General features: G+C 50.3%; 3 protein-coding genes and 3 pseudogenes. All 6 read right to left on the bottom strand.

The window, feature by feature from the left end:
- A partial coding sequence (locus BFF42_RS10740; RefSeq protein ID WP_096257578.1) for an IS1 family transposase occupies positions 1-66 on the bottom strand: 66 nt, incomplete at its 3' end.
- 55 nt (positions 67-121) lie between these two features.
- Positions 122-1,219, bottom strand: a pseudogene (gene uidB, locus BFF42_RS10735) (glucuronide transporter); the annotation flags it as partial.
- On the bottom strand, positions 1,216-3,027 hold the full coding sequence (uidA, locus tag BFF42_RS10730; protein ID WP_000945922.1) for a beta-glucuronidase: 1,812 nt from the start codon (positions 3,025-3,027) through the stop codon (positions 1,216-1,218). The pseudogene uidB and the gene uidA, both read right to left, overlap by 4 nt.
- A gap of 386 nt (positions 3,028-3,413) precedes the next feature.
- The gene (gene uidR, locus BFF42_RS10725; RefSeq protein WP_000969095.1) at positions 3,414-4,004 is read right to left on the bottom strand and encodes a DNA-binding transcriptional regulator UidR; all 591 of its coding nucleotides are present in this window, start codon (positions 4,002-4,004) and stop codon (positions 3,414-3,416) included.
- A gap of 228 nt (positions 4,005-4,232) precedes the next feature.
- Positions 4,233-5,001, bottom strand: a pseudogene (gene hdhA / locus BFF42_RS10720) (7-alpha-hydroxysteroid dehydrogenase).
- A gap of 61 nt (positions 5,002-5,062) precedes the next feature.
- A pseudogene (locus tag BFF42_RS10715) lies at positions 5,063-5,222 on the bottom strand (IS4 family transposase); the annotation flags it as partial.

Below are 5,222 nucleotides of genomic sequence, written 5' to 3'. Positions count from 1 at the left end.
TTTGCCGTTACGCACCACCCCGTCAGTAGCTGAACAGGAGGGACAGCTGATAGAAACAGAAGCCACTGGAGCACCTCAAAAACACCATCATACACTAAATCAGTAAGTTGGCAGCATCACCTAGTGAATAGGTGAGCCCTTCAATTCGCACGCCGGTCAGGTATTCACCGTATTCTACGGTATCAGCTTCCAGTGCCCACATCACAGTCATAGTAACGCCCTGACCAATTGAAGCGATGGCCAACGCAACCAACGCCACCGGCAGTGACCAGACGGAAACCCAGAAGAATAGCAGATAACCGCAGGTTCCCAGCAAAGCGCCAATCAGGAAGGTATTCTTTTTACCGCTCCTCGCGACCATCCCCGGCACCAGCGGTGCCGATGCCACAGTACCAACCAAGTTTTGCACCAGTACCAGCACAGTGAACAGCCCGGTATCATTTAACACATAGCGCTCGTAGAACAACGACGAGGCGCTGACCGCAAAGGTCGAAATCAGCACACACAGCGCACCGATGCACAACATAAACAGCGGGCGATTCCGTTTCAGGGTTTGCAGACTGATCTTCAATGACGGCTGCGCAACGATACGTACCACATTCTCACGCGTCGATTTGAAGCAGATGAAGTAAAGCACCATTCCGGCAATCGCCAGCACAATCGTCCAGAAATGGTATACCGACACCATCTCTTCCGGGCTGGAGTTCTTAATGCTCGGCCCTATCAGAAATGCCAGGCAGACAAAGGTCAATGAAGCGGCAATCCCACGAGCCGCGCCCAGACGGGCGCGGGATTGTGGTTGTTGGGTCATCGCGGTAGCAAGTGAACCATAAGGAATATTCACCAGGCTATAGCAAAGCCCGAGGCCCATGTAGGTCAAATATGCATACACTACTTTGCTGCTATGGCTCCAGTCGGTCGGTACCCAGAATACCAGCACGCTGAAGATCATTAACGGCGCAGTACCGAAGAGTAAAAACGGGCGGAATTTTCCCCAGCGGGTATTCACACTGTCCACTACTCGTCCGGCAAAGACGTCGGCGAAGGCATCGAATACCCGCACCAGTAACAGCATGGTGCCCGCCGCAGCGGCACCGACGCCAGCGACGTCAGTGTAGTAACTCAACAGGAAGAGCGCCCCCATTGCGAAGGCGAAGTTATTGGCGACGTCACCGAGGCTGTAGCCGACGATGGTGCGCCAGGAGAGTTGTTGATTCATTGTTTGCCTCCCTGCTGCGGTTTTTCACCGAAGTTCATGCCAGTCCAGCGTTTTTGCAGCAGAAAAGCCGCCGACTTCGGTTTGCGGTCGCGGGTGAAGATCCCCTTCTTGTTACCGCCAACGCGCAATATGCCTTGCGAGGTCGCAAAATCGGCGAAATTCCATACCTGTTCACCGACGACGGCGCTGACGCGATCAAAGACGCGGTGATACATATCCAGCCATGCACACTGATACTCTTCACTCCACATGTCGGTGTACATTGAGTGCAGCCCGGCTAACGTATCCACGCCGTATTCGGTGATGATAATCGGCTGATGCAGTTTCTCCTGCCAGGCCAGAAGTTCTTTTTCCAGTACCTTCTCTGCCGTTTCCAAATCGCCGCTTTGGACATACCATCCGTAATAACGGTTCAGGCACAGCACATCAAAGAGATCGCTGATGGTATCGGTGTGAGCGTCGCAGAACATTACATTGACGCAGGTGATCGGACGCGTCGGGTCGAGTTTACGCGTTGCTTCCGCCAGTGGCGCGAAATATTCTCGTGCACCTTGCGGACGGGTATCCGGTTCGTTGGCAATACTCCACATCACCACGCTTGGGTGGTTTTTGTCACGCGCTATCAGCTCTTTAATCGCCTGTAAGTGCGCCTGCTGAGTTTCCCCGTTGACAGCCTCTTCGCTGTACAGTTCTTTCGGCTTGTTGCCCGCTTCGAAACCAATGCCTAAAGAGAGGTTAAAGCCGACAGCTGCAGTTTCATCAATCACCACGATGCCATGTTCATCTGCCCACTCGAGCATCTCTTCAGCGTAAGGGTAATGCGAGGTTCGGTAGGAGTTGGCCCCAATCCAGTCCATTAATGCGTGATCGTGCACCATCAGCACGTTATCGAATCCTTTGCCTCGCAAATCCGCATCTTCATGACGACCAAAGCCAGTAAAGTAGAACGGTTTGTGGTTAATCAGGAACTGTTCGTCCTTCACTGCCACTGACCGGATGCCGACGCGCAGCGGGTAGATATCACACTCTGTCTGGCTTTTGGCTGTGACGCACAGTTCATAGAGATAACCTTCACCCGGTTGCCAGAGGTGGGGATTCACCACTTGCAAAGTCCCGCTGGTACCTTGTCCAGTTGCAACCACCTGCTGATCCGCATCACGCAGTTCAACGCTGACATCACCATTTGCTACCACCTGCCAGTCAACAGACGCGTGGTTACAGTCTTGCGCAACATGCGTCACCACGGTGATATCGTCCACCCAGGTGTTCGGCGTGGTGTAGACCATTACGCTGCGATGGATCCCGGCATAGTTAAAGAAATCATGGAAGTAAGACTGCTTTTTCTTGCCGTTTTCATCGGTAATCACCATTCCCGGCGGGATAGTCTGCCAGTTCAGTTCGTTGTTCACACAAACGGTGATACGTACACTTTTCCCGGCAATAACATACGGCGTAACATCGGCTTCAAATGGCGTATAGCCGCCCTGATGCTCCATCACTTCCTGATTATTGACCCACACTTTGCCGTAATGAGTGACCGCATCGAAACGCAGCACGATACGCTGGCCTGCCCAACCTTTCGGTATAAAGACTTCGCGCTGATACCAGACGTTGCCCACATAATTACGAATATCTGCATCGGCGAACTGATCGTTAAAACTGCCTGGCACAGCAATTGCCCGGCTTTCTTGTAACGCGCTTTCCCACCAACGCTGATCAATTCCACAGTTTTCGCGATCCAGACTGAATGCCCACAGGCCGTCGAGTTTTTTGATTTCACGGGTTGGGGTTTCTACAGGACGTAACATAAGGGACTCCTCATTCAAATAAAAATACTGGTCAACCTTTAATCTGATTAGTTAACCAATTCTGTGTTGCACACAGTTATCTGTGAGAAACCCATGGAAGAGAAATGGAAATAAAAAGAACTGACACCGCGATCAAAAAACCAAAATCTGCAATACGCACAGCGTGATATAGATCGCATTAATCTTTAAAACAGCGTTGACAGAAGCCATAAAATAAGCAATCAAACGTTCGTTCGGGCATCTTGAGAACGATAAACTCTCATGACATATGGCTACGGTGAATATTTTTGGGGGAATTCTCCGATCCCGGCTAGATTGTATTTTGTACAGGGAAATTAAAGTATGAAACGCGGGCACAGTTATCACCAGCCCGCGAAATGAGAGGATCAGGATGCGGTTAAGATACCGCCAATCATCGCGCGTAATCCCTGAGCAAACGACGCTTCACGCGCCAGATCTTCCGCTTCGATATCGGCCAGTACACCGTAGGTCAGATCCAGCAGTAAACGTGAAGTCATTGACGTGTTGATGTCTGGGCTTATCTCGCCTTTTTGCTGGGCATCACGCATCCGCTGGGCAACAAATTCAGTGATCGTCATATGCTTATTTTTAAGCATGGCGGCGACCTGTGGGTTACGCATCCCTTCCGCCATAATTTCGACCACCAGCGCCCGTTGCCCAAAGGCTTCATGGGTGAGAGAGACAATAGACTCGACCATATAGTCAACAAAATGAATCCCTTCAATCGGTTCCCGGAAACGGGCCAGCGCCCTCTCCTGGTCCTGTAAGATAATCGCCTGAATCAAGGCTTCTTTGGAGATGAAATGGTGATAAAGCGTCCCGGGACTAATGGCGCAGGATTTACAGATGGCTTTCATCGAGGCACTGTGAAATCCATTTTCTGAAAAAATCTCTCTGGCAGCATTGAGGATCCGGGTCCGTGTCGGTTGTGCTTCAGTCTGCATGTTATCCATCATTAAACCATTATAGTTAGCGTGAATAACTAGTTTACCGCGTTGTCAGGTGAGCGCCTATCATTGCTGTTGAATAGTGCTAAGGCACACTCTATTCGTATGCTTTTCATCCAGCTATTGGTTAACCAATAGCCGTGATTTGGCTGCCAGTTGTTTAGCAGAGACGTTGATGAATTGCACACGCTATCCCGGTAAACAACACATACGGCTGTTTACCGGTTCGTTAGTGTATTAATTGAGCTCCTGTACCCCACCACCGGAGACGGTGAGAATTTGTCCGCTTACCCAGCTGGCTGCAGGCGAGCAAAGGAACAGCGCCGCGTTAGCAATATCTTGCGGTTGACCCAGACGTCTGATCGGCGTGTGCTGTAACATTTTTTGTTCAATTTCTGGTGTAATAACGGATTTCAGGGCATCGGTTAATATTGCCCCCGGCGCAATGCCATTCACCCGAATATTTTTTTCACCCAGGTCAAATGCCATATTTCTGACCAGATGACTGGCCGCAGCTTTAGATGATGCATAGGAAGTCATGTTTATATTTTTATTTTCTGCCGCCATAGAAGTGATGGTCAGAATAACGCCACCGCCATTTTTTTTCCATTTCTGGCGCAACAAGTTGTGACAGATGGAAAAAAGAAAACACATTCAGTTCATAAGCACGGCGAAAATCCGCCATTGGCATATCAAACGGTTTAGGTCCACCGCCACCGGCGTTGTTAACCAGAATATCAACTTTACCCAGCTTACTGATAGCAAAGTCTGCCAGTGCAGAGAGTTCCTGTTCGGAAGTAATATCACAACGGCAGGCAAATGCCTGCCCCCCCAGTTGTTGAATTTCGTCTACAACATGGTTAGCTGCGTCGGCGTTAATATCACTGACCACCACAGATGCGCCAGCTGTCGCGAATGTAATGGCGATTTCTTTACCAATACCTGCACCCGCACCTGTGATGATGGCGCATTTTCCGTCGAGTCTCAGGTTGTCAGAATTAAACACATAAACCTCCTGTGAACTTCAGTAAAAATAAAAGGCACCGCCTGTGTGTAATGCCAGTCAGTTAAGCAACTGACTGGCTCTTTTTCGGGGCTGTGGGGTATTTCCAGGGCCTCTCCTTTACCACTCTCGGGAAGGCCCTTCCCCTTCTCGTCGGTAATTTCACAAGTTGTCCCATACTTGCAAGATCGCGCATCAGCTCCGGTATACGTCCCGGTGAAGCG

This window comes from Shigella sp. FC1661 (assembly GCF_001712525.1).
Taxonomy (GTDB): domain Bacteria; phylum Pseudomonadota; class Gammaproteobacteria; order Enterobacterales; family Enterobacteriaceae; genus Escherichia; species Escherichia coli.
This window is presented reverse-complemented; position numbering and strand designations above follow the sequence as displayed.